The organism is Providencia sp. PROV208 (assembly GCF_028479465.1).
Taxonomy (GTDB): Bacteria; Pseudomonadota; Gammaproteobacteria; order Enterobacterales; family Enterobacteriaceae; genus Providencia; species Providencia alcalifaciens.
In genome coordinates this window covers 76,323-90,749 of sequence record NZ_JAMPNS010000011.1, presented here as the reverse complement: position 1 = coordinate 90,749, position 14,427 = coordinate 76,323, and the positions used below count along the sequence as shown (strand labels likewise).

The following is a 14,427-nucleotide window of genomic DNA, read 5'->3' as shown; positions in this document are numbered from 1 at the left end:
GGGCACCTTTTTTATTGTTTAAAGGCTGTGCTCTTTCAGTTGGGCAAGGATTGAATATGCTTGTGTCCATAGCACGGACCCTGCTTCATGAGAAAATAGAAAATGTTCATTGTGGGGAAAACGCTGAGCGAGTGTTTTACCAAAATCCGGTGAATGAACAGCGCTGACATCTTGCTCGCCATACCAGAGTGCAACTGGGCAGTGAATATCTTCAGGATTAAATTGCCACGGTTGTAATGCTAGTAATAAATCCTGCACATAACCTTGATTTCCCTGCATAAATGCGCGTTCCATACAATCACTGTAAGCAGCTAAAAAACTCTCTTCACTGTAAATTTGTTGATCAATTTCCGCACTGCAATTCAGAATAAATGCCAGTAGCCATTGTGATGTCACATTTCTCATTAGCCATTCAGATAGTGCCTCTGGCGTATGAATGGCTTGTTCCTGCATATTAATAACATCTTGTTTTAAATGATTTCTCGTTTCAGGAAACTCGAATTGATCTTGCCCAGAAACCAGTGATAGGGAAACAGGGGAACAGTAGTAGGCTAGTGCCATCGCAAAAACAGCACCTTGGGAGAAGCCGACGACGGAAAAAGACGGGATTTCCTGAGCATCGAGGAGTTGCTGAATATCTCGCGCAAAACGTTGTAGGGATTTATGCTCATCAAAGGCGGATTGACCTAATCCTGCACGCTCAGGGGTGATTAATCGAATATTGAGCTCATCAAGACGATCAATCCCAAAGCCAAGCGTACCGCTCATGCCAGCACCGGTACAAAAAATAACGGGAAAACCTTGTTCAGGTCCTGATTCATACCAACACAGAAGGCGCCCATCGGACAATTTCATCGACATGTGGCGAGTATTGGATATTTTGTTGCTATACATAATAAATACCTACAAGATAGAATTTTTAGTGCGACATGTTGATTTCTATCGCGAGTCATCAATGACTTTACAATTGTTATTTCCTATTTGCTAAAGCAGGTTTGTAGGGCAAATAAATGGGACCTGCTTTAGATCAGCTTAGAATTTTAAATTAAGAAATAAGCTAATTACAAAATATACGCTCAATTAAGGCTATTTTACAGTCAAAAGGACAATTTATGGCATTTTCAGACTCAGAAAAGCAAATTTTATTATCAGTAAAAGGTGTGGGACCGATGGTGATCAGCCGATTAGAACAAATGGGGTTTTCATCATTAGCGCAATTGAGTGAAGCCTCTTATGAAGAAATTCTTATTTCTGGTGCGGCATTAACGGGGTCGAGTTGTTGGAAAAATAGCCCTCAGGCTAAAAAAGCGGTGGAAGGCGCCATTGCCGCAGCTAAGGGCGCCTTACGCTAAGGTCTCTATTATTGTTTGTTTTTCATTTTCCACTTTTTACTGCGCAGAATATTGAGCATCTGAACTGACATAGAGAAAAACATCGCAAAGTAGATATAGCCTTTCGAGACGTGAACTTGAACGCTTTCAAGTAATAAGGTAAAGCCCACCAGAATTAAAAAGGATAAGGCGAGAATTTTGATTGAAGGGTATCGTTCGACAAAATCACCAATCGGCTTCGCGGCGAACATCATAATCATCACGGCGATAATCACGGCTGCCATCATAATAAACAGATGGTCAGATAACCCGACTGCGGTGATCACGGAATCTAAGCTAAAGATAATATCCAAGATGGCTATCTGTACAATTGCCCCCCAAAAAGAGGTCACTTTTTTCTGAGCGATCCCATCATCATCTTCCCCTTCGATGGTATCGAAAATCTCCTGACTGGATTTCCAAATCAGGAATAGTCCTCCCGCACACAAGATAAGGTCACGAGCAGAAACGGTATGTTCAGCCAATGTAAATAGCGGCGTGGTAAGCCGTGCAAGCCACGCAATAGAAGCCAGTAGCGCTAAGCGCATTCCCATTGCGGCGATTAACCCAATGCGTCTGGCGCTGTTTTGTTGATGAGCGGGCAATTTACTGACGACAATACTTAAGAAAATAATATTATCGATACCCAATACGACTTCCAAAATTGTTAATGTTGCCAATGCCATCCAAGCATGGGGATCTAAGAACCACTCAAACATCTTATTGCCTTAAAAATGGAATAACGAATCGTCTGTTTTGGCACAGGCGATGCCTTGAACAATTAACCGAGATTAAAGTGCCGTGCTAATAATGGACCTGTAAAATCTTTTTTTAAATAGAAACCTCTCGGCAACGTCATAATGGGCTGACCCAGCTCACCAATACCTTCGGTTAGCGCTCTATTGTTTGCGGCTTTGGGGCGAATCTGTAGGACTTGCCCATGACGAGCTGTAATCGTTTCGACTTTTCCAAGCACGATTAAGTCCATCAACTCTTCCCAATCCTGACGTAAAAGTTGCTCCTCAAGAGGGGAAGGGCTCCAAATCAGTGGATTTGCAACACGTCGTTCAGCAAGCGGAATTTGACGTTCTCCCTCAATGGGAAACCATAGGATACGCGAAAGTTTGCGACGTACGTGGCTATTTTCCCATGTGAGTCCACTATTGCCAGTCAGTGGGGCAATAGAAACAAATGTGGTTTCTAAAGGGGCACCATGGCGATCAATGGGAATCGTTTTAAGCTCGACACCTATGTTCGCAAAATCTTGTTCGGCTTTACTGCCTGCGGTTGCACCTAAAAAATACTCTAACAAAGTACCGACCCAACCTTTATCTCGTTTAAGATCGGGAGGAATGGGGATCCCCGCTGCGGTGGCTAGCTCACCAAGTGTATAGCCCGCAAGGGCTTGAGCACGAGCGAGTAAGACTGTTTCATTTTCAGGAGGAGAAGGTGGTGTAAATGACATAGTCAGTAGAATGTAATTGTGTTTAAAAAATAACCAGAAAAATGGTCACAGGATAGGAAGAGTATAACACTTTTTAGTCACTGTATTTAACTGCATGATATATATATGTATATTGAATAATAATCACTGACGAAATTATGAATATTTAGGGTTATTCAACTTCATCCCAAGATAACCACAGGATCATGCACTAGGTTATCCACAGGATTTCTGGATAACTGTGAAAAACAGTGATTACTGTGTGCATTTACAGCCTTGACTAATGTCATTTATTGAAGCTCGTCACAAAAAGCGAGTAAGTTAAGTACATTCCTTGTGGATAAAACATGCATTGATTGATATTTGCTCAGTTAGACTCCTAAGAAAAAACATCAAAAAGTAGACAGTGGATATCTCATGGGAAATTTATTTATCATCATGATTTATAATATTTTATTTTTTTGTATGGTTTTTTGTTAGAAATGAACGATTAGGATATACCCTGATTACTATCTGGTTGTTAACATAGATATCCACAGAAAAAGTGAATAAAATCCATTTTACTCACGTTAACTGTTTATAACTATCATCAATTCTGTGTATTATCCTCAGTTGGCTTAAACCAGGCCGATTTAAAGTCAAACCAACCGAAGGTATTCATGCGTACACCTCGCATTGTTCTTTGCCCTTGAAGTTCTAACCAATGGTGAAAAATAGGATGGAAAACTTGGGAGTCAATTAAACTTTCACACCACGATTCAACATCCAATTTTTGCTGACGCCACAGTTGTAACTCTCCATCGAGGCTTTTTCCTAAACATTGGCGTAATAACGGCATTTCATACAAAGTGGCAAAAATAGAAAATTCGAGCGGCTTGTAAAAATTGGCTGTAGAGAGCCAAATATCACTTTCAGCGTTACCATTAAACCAATCATCGTAGTCGACAATATTAATTTTTAACTCAACACCTTGAGTCTCCAATACCCGCTTCATAATTTGGCTTATCGCATAGAATTCATGATGATGGCGATAAAAAGTCACGGTTAGCTCTGTTAAATCTTCAGGTTTTGTACGCTGAGATAACATCTTACTGTGGTGCCAGTGAAGCAATAATCCATAGGCGGGCGCCCAATGACGTTGATAAAAAGATTCACAGTGTGCCAGTAAATTAACCGGTGTTAAAAAGCTGCACAGCCATTTACGGACATCTTCACGTTGAGATATGGCGGAACGCTGGTCGAATAACAGAAAGTAGCATCCTTCTTCCATACGGCTCTCTAGCGAGTCATTGTGACGTTTGTCACCATCCATTTTTAATGTGGTGCAGACCATTTGCTCAGAAAGCTCAGGAACCACCCAAATTGTGACTTCATCCAGTAAGGCTCGATAGCCAAAGTAGCGATCAAATGCGCTGATGGTTAGCTTCTGCGGAATATTGGTTTCGACTACATAAGGACCGGTACCAATGGGGCGTTGGCTAAAGTGCTCAATGGTTTCCCACTCTTTAGGAAGTATCGCGGCGTGAGGGCTTCCGAGTAGCCAAGGAAATTGCGTATCAGGATGACTGAGATGGACATCGATAACATACGGTTGCGGTGAGGTGACGGTCTGAATATGGGAAAATAGTGGCCAGCAGCGTTTTAATCTGAGTAACGAATGAATGATATCATCCACTTGCATTTCACGCCCATGATGAAAGTAGATAGCAGGGCGTAAATAGAAACGCCACTGTTGGTCATTGATAGCTTGCCAGTGATGGGCAATACCATCTTCTACTTCCCCTTTTTCCTCATTTAAGTGGGTTAATCCATTAAATATTTGGCTCATTAAATGGATTTCAGAGCGACGCATTGGTGTGCCAGGTAATAAATTCGGGAAATCGCGATAATAAATGATACGTAGCAGGTTTTTCCCTTGCCGATAACTGCGCTCCAGCTCTGATAAGACCATCTGGCGAATCGTTTCTTTATCACCCACGAGGGCGACTAATTTTTCAATGCTTTCTTCTTTTAATAACTGTTCTGCTTGTGCTTGCTGAAGCTCTAATCCATTGATATGAAAAATTAATGCGGAACGCTTTCCTCGTCCCGCTTCGGCTTGCCAACTGAGCCAACCATGAGCTTGCATATTATTGAGTAGCGTACGTACATGGCGACGAGAACAAAACAGGATCTCCGCAATATCTTGCAAAGTGGTTTCGCTGTTTTTTCCCTGAAAATGTTGCCACAAGCGAACAAATTGGGTTTGTAATCGAGAACTAGACATAAAAGAGGAACTCCGGAAAAAATTGCATCAATTTTAATATCCTATATTCCGTAGATAATAAGAGGCAGTAAGTAGCTCTATTGACCTGTCTGTTGCAGGTTTACTCCCCCATTTATTGAGTAATGGTATATTTACCAGCCGGTATGTGAATGCATATCGGCTTTTTTTCTTTTTTCTTCATATTTCACGTTGTGGCTGTGTTGGCTTCATTCGACTACTCAGGTCATATACTTATGTATGCTTCCCGAGATATCCTCATTTTGTCGCCTTGCCACAACATGAACTATTTTGAGAAAACGGTTTGATTAAACCCAGAATCATGATTATTTGAAATCATGGCATATTCAGAATTAATGGGGAAGGATTTATTGGTGGGCGCGGTTTGTTGGAGTTGAGTTCTACTTTTATGAAGACAAATAGGTAAGAAAAAGCCCACCGAAGTGGGCTGGAGATTAATTCATAAAGGCGGGGAGTTTTTGTTCATAATCTTTAATTTGGTCGACGTGCTGTAATGTCAAACCAATACTATCTAAACCATTCATCATGCAATGGCGGCGGAAGCTGTCAATTTCAAAGGTATAAACTTTATCTCCTGCGGTAACGGTTTGTGCTTCTAAATCAACCGTAAATTGGCAACCTTCGTGGTTTTTAACATAGTTAAACATCTCATGAACTTGTTGCTCGCTTAATTTGATGGGCAACAATTGGTTGTTAAATGAGTTACCGTAAAAGATATCGGCGAAGCTTGGTGCAATAACGACTTGGATACCAAAATCAGTTAATGCCCACGGCGCGTGTTCACGGGATGAACCACACCCAAAATTCTCGCGAGCTAACAGAATGCTGGCACCTTTAAATACCGCTTTGTTCAAGACAAAGTCAGGGTTAGGTTGCTGCCCTTTATCATCTAAAAAACGCCAGTCATTAAATAAGTGCTGACCAAATCCGGTACGCGTGACTTTCTGCAAAAATTGTTTGGGAATAATCGCATCAGTGTCCACGTTCGCGGCATCTAAAGGGGCGACAATTCCAACATGCTTAATAAACTTATCCATGGTTTTCTCCTTTAGATTTGAATATCACGAACATCAGCAAAATGACCGTTGATAGCTGCTGCGGCTGCCATTGCTGGGCTAACTAAATGGGTACGTCCCGCACGACCTTGGCGACCTTCAAAGTTACGGTTGCTGGTGGATGCGCAACGTTCACCCGGATTTAAACGGTCATTATTCATGGCTAAACACATGGAGCAGCCGGGTAAGCGCCATTCAAAACCTGCTTCAATAAAGATTTTATCCAAGCCTTCTTGTTCTGCTTGAGCTTTAACAGGGCCGGAACCTGGAACCACAATAGCTTGCACACCAGACGCCACTTTTTTACCTTTCGCAATGGCTGCCGCAGCACGTAAATCTTCAATACGTGAGTTAGTGCAAGAACCGATAAAGACTTTATCAATTTTCACATCGGATAATTTAATACCGGACTCTAATCCCATATAGGCTAATGCTTTTTCTGCGGAAGCACGTTCAACAGGATCGGAGAAGGACGCTGGAGCAGGGATCGGCTGATTGATTGCTATTACTTGTCCAGGGTTGGTTCCCCAAGTAACTTGAGGAGCAATGGTGCTCGCTTGGATAGTAATAACCTTATCGAATTTTGCATCATCATCCGTTTTCAAGGTTTTCCAGTAAGCGACAGCATCATCCCAGTCCTGACCTTTCGGTGCAAATTGGCGTCCTTTCATATAATTAAAAGTAGTTTCATCAGGGGCAATGATGCCCGCTTTAGCCCCTAATTCAATCGCCATATTACAGACGGTCATACGACCTTCCATACTTAAGTTTTCAATTGCTTCGCCACAGAATTCAACGATGTAACCCGTTCCACCTGCGCTGCCAGTTGTACCAATAATCGCTAATACGATATCTTTGGCGGTGATCCCCGCAGGTGCTTGACCAACCACTTCAATTTTCATTGTCTTGGCACGGGCTTGTTTTAAGGTTTGTGTTGCCATTACATGCTCAACCTCGGACGTACCGATTCCAAAGGCTAATGCACCAAATGCGCCGTGGGTTGCGGTGTGAGAGTCACCACAAACAATGGTGGTGCCTGGCAATGTAATACCTTGCTCTGGTCCCATCACATGGACAATTCCTTGGTATGGATGGTTTAAGTCATATAAGGTTACGCCGAATTCTTCACAGTTTTTCATCAACTCTTGCATTTGAATGCGCGCCATATCGCCACAGGCATTAATGTCTTTTGTCTGGGTTGATACGTTGTGATCCATAGTGGCAAATGTTTTGCTTGGCTGATGTAATGGGCGGTTTTTGGTCCTTAAGCCATCAAATGCTTGTGGTGAAGTCACTTCATGTACCAGATGACGGTCGATATAAATTAAAGGGATTTCATTTTCGACTTCACGTACGACGTGAGCATCATATAATTTTTGATATAAAGTCTTCGACATATTAAACCCCTTCTTCAATATAACGGGCGATGATGTCACCCATTTCACTGGTACTGATTGATTGACCATCACCGGCTAAATCCGCAGTGCGATAGCCATTTTCTAATGCCTTATTGACAGATCTCTCGATGGCATCAGCCGCATCGGCTTGGTTTAAACTGAAACGCAATAACATCGATGCTGACAAAATTTGTGCGATCGGGTTAGCGATATTTTTGCCAGCAATATCCGGTGCTGAACCGCCTGCCGGCTCATATAAACCAAAGCCATCTGCGTTTAAGCTAGCGGAAGGTAACATGCCCATGGAACCAGTGATCATTGCGCACTCATCGGAGATGATGTCACCAAATAAATTCGAGCACAGCACCACATCAAACTGAGAAGGCGCTTTGATCATCTGCATCGCGGCGTTATCGATATACATATGGTTCACTTCAACATCTGGGTACTCTTTGGCAATTTGGTTAACCACTTCGCGCCATAATACGGAGCTTTGTAAAACGTTAGCCTTATCAATCGATGTCACTTTATGACTACGCTTGCGAGCAGACTCAAAGGCAATACGTGCAATACGTTCAATTTCATAGCGGTGATAAACTTCGGTATCGAAGGCAAACTCTTCCGCGCCTTCACCTTGACGACCTTTCGGTTGACCGAAATAAATTCCCCCCGTTAATTCACGGACGCATAAAATATCAAACCCTTGAGCAGCAATATCCGCGCGTAATGGGCAGAATGCTTCCAATGCTTGATATAAGCGAGCAGGGCGTAAATTGCTGAATAATTTAAAATGCTTGCGTAATGGTAACAATGCACCACGTTCAGGTTGACTATCTGGAGGCAAATGCTCCCATTTAGGACCGCCCACTGAGCCAAATAATACGGCGTCGGCTTCCTCACACCCTTTCACAGTGGCTTGTGGCAATGGCTCACCATGGTTATCAATGGCAGCACCGCCTACATCGTATTCTCTGGTTGAAATCGTAATAGCAAAACGCTTACTGATTGCATTCAATACCTTATGAGCTTGAGCCATCACTTCAGGACCAATTCCATCTCCTGACAATACTGCAATATTAAAATTCTTAGACATGTTTACACCGCTTCCTTTGTGTTGAATTGTGATGCTTGGTGAGAAATTTTATGCTTTTCTTTTTCAACTTGTTCTGCACGCCAGATACTATTTAATACATGAACCATGGCTTTTGCTGATGATTCAACGATATCCGTTGCTAATCCCATTCCATGGAAACGACGACCGAAGCATTCGGCGACGATATCCACTTGCCCTAATGCATTTTCTCCCTGACCTTTAGCAGATAATTGGTAAGAAACCAATTTCATTGGGTAATTTGTGATTTTGCTAATGGCTTGGTAGATGGCATCGACAGGACCATTCCCTGTGGCAGCCTCCGATTTTTCTGTTTCACCGCACTGCATTTTGACCGTGGCGGTTGCCACGATACTAGAGCCGGATTGTGTACTGAAGTAATCCATCACAAAGTGGTCAGTTTCATCTTGTTGTTTAGCAAAGAAGGCTAATGCTTCTAAATCATAATCAAACACTTGACCTTTTTTATCCGCTAAACTCAAAAATGCGGTGTACAGTTCATCCAAATTAAAATCTTTACCTTCGTGATACCCCATTTCTTCCATGCGATGTTTCACCGCAGCGCGACCAGAACGCGAAGTTAAGTTTAATTGCTGCGCTTTTAATCCAATGGATTCTGGCGTCATAATCTCGTAGGTTTCGCGATTTTTTAATACACCATCTTGGTGGATACCTGATGAGTGTGCGAAAGCATTGTTCCCCACAACGGCTTTATTAGCCGGGATTGGGGTATTACATAATTGGCTCACTAATTGGCTGGTGCGGTAGATTTCTTTGTGATTGATATTGGTGTGCACACCTAACATCTGTTCGCGTAATTTAATCGCCATAATCACTTCTTCTAACGCAGTATTACCGGCACGTTCGCCTAATCCATTAATTGTACCCTCTACTTGGCGAGCGCCTGCTTGAACTGCGCTGATGGAATTCGCGACTGACATGCCCAAGTCATCGTGGCAGTGTACCGAAATAATCGCTTTATCAATGTTAGGTACGCGTTCATATAAAGAAGAGATAATGCCGCCGAACTGATATGGCGTGGTGTAACCCACGGTGTCAGGAATATTAATGGTGGTCGCCCCTGCGCCGATCGCTGCTTCTACAATACGGCATAAGTTGTCGATATCAGTACGACCAGCATCTTCGCAAGAAAACTCGACATCATCGGTATAGCGTCGAGCACGTTTAATTGAGTTGATAGCCATATCCATCACCCCATCGAACGTTTTATTTAATTTCTTTTGCATGTGCAAGTTGGAGGTGGCTAAGAACACATGGATACGGAATGCTTCGGCGACTTTCAAGGATTCCGCAGCAACATCAATATCATTTTCAACACAACGTGCTAATGCGCAGATGCGGCTATTTTTGATTTCACGCGCAATAGTTTGGACAGATTCGAAATCACCAGGCGATGAGACAGGGAACCCAGCTTCAATAACATCGACACCTAAGCGCTCTAAAGCAAATGCAATTTGCAGCTTTTCCTTCACGGATAAGCTGGCTTGTAATGCTTGTTCGCCGTCACGTAAGGTCGTATCGAAGATGATAACTTGGTTGCTCATAATGTGTTCCTCATAGACTAAATTTTGTTGTTATTGATTCTGTTTGCTTGGTTCCCATCTAGCCGCAGGCATAAAAAAACCCGCTGGTTGCGCGGGCTTTTTCATGTTTGTGGACAGTGTTTGTTATTTTCTATCCATAAGCATACCGCGCAATTTGTCTGCGAGTAGTAGTAGGCTTAGTAGGCGGATAGAAAATGTCATGGATAACTGTCTCTCATATAATTTCAACTAATCTGTTTTTATTGATACGTGATTTCAATAATGTTGTCAAACTTAATTTTCTGAAGCGCATATTCTACGATCGGGAGTTTTAGGGCGTAATTGGATGTTACGTCTAATATTTATAATTTCTATGATGTTTTTACCTATATTTGTAGGTGGTTGTTAGTTTAAAATTCCGCCTAAAAATTCATGGCATGATAGTATTTTTATGCAAAAGTTGTTTTGAGTATGTTTCTACCTTAGAGGTATGCAGAGGTTAGATGAAAACCGTCATTATCATTGATAGCGGATATACTTCAAATAAGGTTAATTATGTAATAAATGAATAATAAAAAATTAATCTGATAATGAGATGCAAGCGCATTTCCTGAAGATATTTATTATGATTTATTCTTGAAATTGTTTTATTATTTTTATTGGAATGAAGGTGGTTTTAATAAGTTACACACACTCATTACGCTGATGAATATTTGCATTTTATGATGATATCTATATCTCGATTCTAATTTATGGTTAAAAAGAATAGAAACGTCGTTTTAATAAATGCAGGGAAAGCGAAATAACTTATCATGTATAAGTTGTTTTAAAAATAATATTTAATGATTTTATATTTTTCGTCAATATTGCTTTGATGGATCATGTTCATTAATTAAAAATGATAAATATATTTAGTGGAGTTAAAAATGACTGATTTTGATACGATCTCAACAGCAAAAAAAGAAAGTAGCGATATTCATCTACGTAATGTTGATCTGAACTTATTGACCGTTTTTGATGTTGTGATGCAAATGCAAAATGTCACTCGTGCGGCACAAGTGCTAGGTATGTCTCAGCCAGCTGTGAGTAACGCAGTATCTCGATTAAAATCGATGTTTAATGATGAGTTATTTGTGCGTTATGGGCGTGGTATTCAACCAACCTCTCGCGCTAAACAATTATTTGGTCCAGTAAGACAAGCGCTTCAATTGGTTCATAATGAATTACCGGGTGCCGGATTTGATCCAAGACAGAGTGAAAGAGAATTCAACTTATCGATTTGCTCACCATTAGATATTCGCTTAGCTGCAATGATTGTTGATAAATTTAAAACTACGTCGCCAAATATTCAAGTTTTCATTCATTCATTTTTAGGTAATAACATAGCTCACCAATTAAAATATCAAGAGATAGATTTTTTCTTGGGATATAATCAATTCGAAAAATCCGAATATCAACATCAGGTTTTATTTAATGATGAATTAGTGTTAGTCGTTGCAAATCACCATCCAAGAATCGAAAATATTATAAATCAAGAGATGCTGAGTAATGAAAGACACGCTATCATGGCGATGGATAATATTGGGTCATTCAGTAAGCTTTATTACCATAATACCGATCTCTCACATACGGTCAGTTACCAAGGAACTGACTTAAGCAGCGTTTTGAATATTGTCGCGCAAACAGATTTGGTGGCGATTGCCCCGAAATGGTTAGTTGAACACCATGCGAATCAACTACAGTTGCGTATGCTGTCATTGCCGTGGGAAGAGAAGACGCGCCCATGCTATTTAACGTGGCATGAATCTACCGCGCGTGATAAAGGTCATCAATGGATGAAAGCGCAATTTTGTCAAATGATCGAACAGCTGTAAGCTAACTCAGTCTTATTCATTTAGCGGTAATTTTAACTCGTCAGAGTGAAAACAATGGCGAGTTTTGTAGCGTCTGTAGCATTTGCGAAAAATTTACATTTTATTCCTTTCCTCACTAATCTTTCCGCTATACACTCCAGTCATTCAGCTAACAGTTGTAAGCTGAAAATAATAAAAAGTATTAGATTAAGTTATTTGTGAGTGTACCGAATGACTTAAAATTTAAATGACCTATAGGGAATACACATTGATAACTGAGAATCTATATCCATATCATATAGTTAACCGCATACGTTCCAGAATGGACGCGAGCGAGTCAGCGGATCGGATAGCTTTCAGTCAATGGGACAACGGACACCAGTCTGAGCTAACTTGGGCAGAAGTGGATACAAAAACCACCGATATTGCTCGCCAGCTCTTGGCAATGAATGTTGCTCCACAAGAGAATATTGGGCTTTTTGCTCAAAACAGTATGAATTGGTCTTTGGTTGATATTGCAGTACTGCACATTAAAGCTGTGACTGTTCCTCTATATGCAACGAGCAGTGTTGACCAAGCCGCCTATATCATTAATGATGCCAACATTAGAATCCTCTTTGTTGGTTCTCAAGAGCAATATCACGTTGCTTGCCAGTTATTAACTCATTGCCCTCAGTTAACCGCTATTATTGCATTAGATGAAAGTGTTGAGCTCGACAGCCAAGTGGCAAACAGCATGCACTTGTCCACATTCATGTCCCTAGCTCAACCGGATTATCAAGCAGAGTTGGATGCACGTATTGCAGCACAAAACTTAAGCGATCTATTTACGATTATCTATACTTCGGGCACGACGGGCGAGCCGAAAGGGGTGATGCTGGATTATTACAATATGGCATCCCAGCTTTACCTTCATGACAACCGCTTAGAGTTGTCAGAAGAGGATGTTTCTTTATGCTTCCTGCCACTTTCTCATGTTTTTGAACGCGCATGGAGTTTTTATGTGATGCACAGTGGTGCACGTAATGTCTATTTAACCGACACCAACATGGTGAAAGAGGCGCTTGCTGAAGTTAAACCGACCGTCATGTGTGCCGTGCCGCGCTTCTATGAAAAAGTCTATAGCGCAATACAAAGCAAGGTATCCCAAGCACCATTAATGCGCCGCATGATTTTTAAATGGGCGATTGCGATTGGGAAACAGAAAGTCAAGAGGATGGCGAAAAGTCAGTCGCTGTCATTCCTGAATAAGCCATTGTACGCATTAGCGGACAAACTGGTTTTGAGCAAAATTCGTCAAGGACTTGGTGGGCGTATTCGCTTTATGCCAGCCGCAGGTGCGCGTCTCGATGATGATGTGATTGCCTTTTTCCTCTCTGCGGGTGTGGATATTAAATATGGTTATGGAATGAGTGAAACCTGTGCAACGGTTTCATGTTGGGAAGACAATAAATATCCATTAGGCTCTATTGGTACGCCACTTTCTGCTATTTCTGTGCGTATTGGAGAAAATGACGAAATTCAAGTCAAAGGTCCTGTGGTCATGAAGGGCTACTTCAATCGCCCACAAGAAACGATTGATACGTTTACTGCGGATGGTTGGTTGCGTACAGGCGATGCAGGTAAAATTGATGCCCAAGGAAATTTATATATTACGGATAGACTAAAAGATTTAATGAAAACGTCTAATGGTAAATATATTGCGCCGCAAGTGATTGAGGGTGTTCTTGGTCAAGATCGATTTATTGAGCATATTGCGGTGATTGCGGATGCGCGCAAATTCGTCTCCGCATTAATTGTGCCTTGTTATGATAGCCTTGAAGAGTACGCAAACTCGATTAACTTAAAATACCGTGATCGTTTGGAATTACTCAAAGATTCAAAAATAGTAGCGTTGTTTGAAAGTCGCTTAAAGGATTTGCAAAAGAATCTAGAGCATTTCCATCAAGTGAAGCGTTTTACATTGTTGCCGACGAATTTTTCTATGGAGAAAGGTGAGTTAACCCCAACGCTTAAATTACGTCGGAAAATTATTTCTGAACGTTATCGACTCGAAATTGAGTCTATGTATCAAGAGTAATTCAGTCGTTCATTGTTATTTCTAAGCCCTTCAGTGGTTATTCCTGGGGGGCTTTGTTTTATCCACAATTTCGTGAAATCCGTGTTGCGACTATTTTTGCTGACCTTTTAGTTATTTCAGCTCTATTTCGATTGAAAACTAGTCAATGCATCTGCTGAAATTTCATGTTCAAGACAAAACGAAATCTTCTTTAATTTCTGTGTGAAATCAAATTTGCGTCCCTTATGTGGGAGGGATATGTTAATAGCTGAATTTATGACTAACTTAATAAAAATTAAAGAGGGTCGTT

Annotated in this window: 11 protein-coding genes; 3 read left to right on the top strand and 8 right to left on the bottom strand. The window is 41.2% G+C overall.

The window, feature by feature from the left end:
* Positions 1-18: 18 nt before the first annotated feature.
* On the bottom strand, positions 19-894 hold the full coding sequence (locus PR766_RS09550) for an alpha/beta hydrolase (RefSeq protein ID WP_036961757.1): 876 nt from the start codon (positions 892-894) through the stop codon (positions 19-21).
* 218 nt (positions 895-1,112) lie between these two features.
* Here PR766_RS09550 and PR766_RS09545 point away from each other — a divergent pair, with 218 nt between their 5' ends.
* Positions 1,113-1,352, top strand: a complete 240-nt coding sequence (locus PR766_RS09545; RefSeq protein WP_006660735.1) for a hypothetical protein — start codon at positions 1,113-1,115, stop codon at positions 1,350-1,352.
* Between the two features lie 8 nt (positions 1,353-1,360).
* Here PR766_RS09545 and PR766_RS09540 read toward each other — a convergent pair whose 3' ends face one another.
* The 7 genes from PR766_RS09540 to leuA all read right to left on the bottom strand — a co-directional run bounded on the left by PR766_RS09540 (position 1,361) and on the right by leuA (position 10,226).
* Positions 1,361-2,089 carry a TerC family protein gene (locus PR766_RS09540; RefSeq protein WP_036961763.1) on the bottom strand — a complete coding sequence of 243 codons (729 nt, stop codon included), beginning with the start codon at positions 2,087-2,089 and terminating at the stop codon, positions 1,361-1,363.
* Positions 2,090-2,151: 62 nt separating this feature from the next.
* The gene (gene mutH, locus PR766_RS09535) at positions 2,152-2,835 is read right to left on the bottom strand and encodes a DNA mismatch repair endonuclease MutH (RefSeq protein WP_006661146.1); all 684 of its coding nucleotides are present in this window, start codon (positions 2,833-2,835) and stop codon (positions 2,152-2,154) included.
* Between the two features lie 568 nt (positions 2,836-3,403).
* A complete protein-coding gene (gene sgrR, locus PR766_RS09530; protein WP_006661147.1) occupies positions 3,404-5,080 on the bottom strand; it encodes an HTH-type transcriptional regulator SgrR in 1,677 nt (558 codons plus the stop codon).
* Positions 5,081-5,532: 452 nt separating this feature from the next.
* Positions 5,533-6,135 carry a 3-isopropylmalate dehydratase small subunit gene (leuD, locus tag PR766_RS09525; protein ID WP_154636231.1) on the bottom strand — a complete coding sequence of 201 codons (603 nt, stop codon included), beginning with the start codon at positions 6,133-6,135 and terminating at the stop codon, positions 5,533-5,535.
* Between the two features lie 11 nt (positions 6,136-6,146).
* Positions 6,147-7,550, bottom strand: a complete 1,404-nt coding sequence (leuC, locus tag PR766_RS09520) for a 3-isopropylmalate dehydratase large subunit (protein WP_006661148.1) — start codon at positions 7,548-7,550, stop codon at positions 6,147-6,149.
* A 1-nt stretch (position 7,551) separates the two neighbouring features.
* Positions 7,552-8,643 carry a 3-isopropylmalate dehydrogenase gene (gene leuB, locus PR766_RS09515; protein ID WP_036978490.1) on the bottom strand — a complete coding sequence of 364 codons (1,092 nt, stop codon included), beginning with the start codon at positions 8,641-8,643 and terminating at the stop codon, positions 7,552-7,554.
* A 2-nt stretch (positions 8,644-8,645) separates the two neighbouring features.
* Positions 8,646-10,226: a 2-isopropylmalate synthase gene (leuA, locus tag PR766_RS09510; protein ID WP_006660743.1), complete on the bottom strand. Its 1,581-nt coding sequence runs from the start codon at positions 10,224-10,226 to the stop codon at positions 8,646-8,648.
* 905 nt (positions 10,227-11,131) lie between these two features.
* On the opposite strand from leuA, the gene leuO reads away from it, so the two are divergent.
* Together leuO and PR766_RS09500 are read left to right on the top strand one after the other, a co-directional pair.
* The gene (leuO, locus tag PR766_RS09505) at positions 11,132-12,079 is read left to right on the top strand and encodes a transcriptional regulator LeuO (protein ID WP_036968205.1); all 948 of its coding nucleotides are present in this window, start codon (positions 11,132-11,134) and stop codon (positions 12,077-12,079) included.
* A gap of 301 nt (positions 12,080-12,380) precedes the next feature.
* Entirely contained in the window at positions 12,381-14,138 is a 1,758-nt protein-coding gene (locus tag PR766_RS09500; protein WP_154636232.1) for an AMP-dependent synthetase/ligase, read from the top strand.
* Positions 14,139-14,427: the final 289 nt, after the last annotated feature.

Coding starts and splice junctions, on each gene's coding strand:
- PR766_RS09550 (WP_036961757.1), bottom strand. CDS start 894: ATGTATAGCAACAAAATATCCAATACTCGCCACATGTCGATGAAATTG.
- PR766_RS09545 (WP_006660735.1), top strand. CDS start 1,113: ATGGCATTTTCAGACTCAGAAAAGCAAATTTTATTATCAGTAAAAGGT.
- PR766_RS09540 (WP_036961763.1), bottom strand. CDS start 2,089: ATGTTTGAGTGGTTCTTAGATCCCCATGCTTGGATGGCATTGGCAACA.
- mutH (WP_006661146.1), bottom strand. CDS start 2,835: ATGTCATTTACACCACCTTCTCCTCCTGAAAATGAAACAGTCTTACTC.
- sgrR (WP_006661147.1), bottom strand. CDS start 5,080: ATGTCTAGTTCTCGATTACAAACCCAATTTGTTCGCTTGTGGCAACAT.
- leuD (WP_154636231.1), bottom strand. CDS start 6,135: ATGGATAAGTTTATTAAGCATGTTGGAATTGTCGCCCCTTTAGATGCC.
- leuC (WP_006661148.1), bottom strand. CDS start 7,550: ATGTCGAAGACTTTATATCAAAAATTATATGATGCTCACGTCGTACGT.
- leuB (WP_036978490.1), bottom strand. CDS start 8,643: ATGTCTAAGAATTTTAATATTGCAGTATTGTCAGGAGATGGAATTGGT.
- leuA (WP_006660743.1), bottom strand. CDS start 10,226: ATGAGCAACCAAGTTATCATCTTCGATACGACCTTACGTGACGGCGAA.
- leuO (WP_036968205.1), top strand. CDS start 11,132: ATGACTGATTTTGATACGATCTCAACAGCAAAAAAAGAAAGTAGCGAT.
- PR766_RS09500 (WP_154636232.1), top strand. CDS start 12,381: ATGGACGCGAGCGAGTCAGCGGATCGGATAGCTTTCAGTCAATGGGAC.